The 1,079-nt window shown below is 63.9% G+C and carries 1 protein-coding gene and 1 pseudogene; both read right to left on the bottom strand.

Annotated elements, in window-relative coordinates; genetic code table 11:
• Nucleotides 1-296: pseudogene (locus ACWEO7_RS39695) on the bottom strand (enoyl-CoA hydratase-related protein); the annotation flags it as partial.
• Nucleotides 297-512: 216 nt separating this feature from the next.
• Nucleotides 513-1,079 (bottom strand): hypothetical protein (locus tag ACWEO7_RS39690; protein ID WP_452431034.1); only part of this gene is annotated, 567 nt, incomplete at its 5' end.

Raw genomic sequence — 1,079 nt, 5'->3', positions numbered from 1 at the left:
ACACCCCACTGCTTCTCGCCCTCATGAATGGCCCAGTCAAGGGATGACGGTCCGCGATCACCCTTGGGTCCCGGATGCACGATCAGCACGGTGTGCGCCGACCAGATGTCCTTCGGGATCGCCGTGGTGAGCATCGGCGCAATGATCAGCTCCGGCCCGAAAGCCGCCACCCGCGCACGCAGCAGGTCGTCGCCGAGAGCCAGTTCGACACCGACCTGATGGTTGCGGGCACGTAGTTCGATGTAGACGCGCTGGGTAAGGCTGTTGAATGCCTGGGCGACCAGAAGGATTCGCAATGTTGCCCTCCATCCTTCGATGTGAAGAGTCGATGCCTCGTATCGGCGTTGTCGTGAAATAGGCAACCCCTATTGCCTGTTCCGCATGATCATGCTGAGTGCTGCCGTTGCTGAGTTGCGGTGCGCCATGTACTGCCTGACGCGCTGGGCAGCTGCCTGTGCAGGTCCAGGTGGCGATTTCCGCGCCGCCATGTCATAGCCGGGTGCCGATATCAGTTACGACTGGAGCCGCGATGTGTGTCCGGCTCGGAGTTGGCAGCCGATCACCGAGGTCGGAACAGTGGTGCGGATCTCGTGTTCCATCCACTTCAGAGGACCCACGGCGGTGGCGTAGATGCTCGACGCCCGCGCCATTTCCCCGCGTTCGCGATGTGCCTTGATCATTGCCGCGATACTGGTGATCAACGCGCCGACCAAATCCGACTCGGTGGATGGATCGTGCACTTCGCCGCAAAGCTGCGCGAGGACGAACGCTGTCTGTGCCAGATCCGGCGCGGGCGGCCGGAAGATGCGCGGACGTGCGCGGCTACCGGCCGCGAGTGCGGACCTTCCGACTTCGTGCGCGGCGACGGCGAAAGCTCCTCTCGCGTCCGGTTCAATCCGCCACGACCACAACGCCAGCACTCCAGCGACCCGGCTTGCCGCCCACCGCCAGGTCGAGCGCTCGCTGCTCGGAACACCTGCCAGTGTTTCGTTGAAACCCTGGACTTCAGCCAGGGCGTATGCCCAGAACTCGGTGTCGGCCGACACCACCGTTTCCCTGGCCGAGGGCGCCACCGAACG

The sequence above is a fragment of the Nocardia sp. NPDC004260 genome (genome assembly GCF_053603155.1).
The sequence above is the reverse complement of the archived record's forward strand: the minus strand, read 5'-3'. Positions and strand labels throughout refer to the sequence as shown.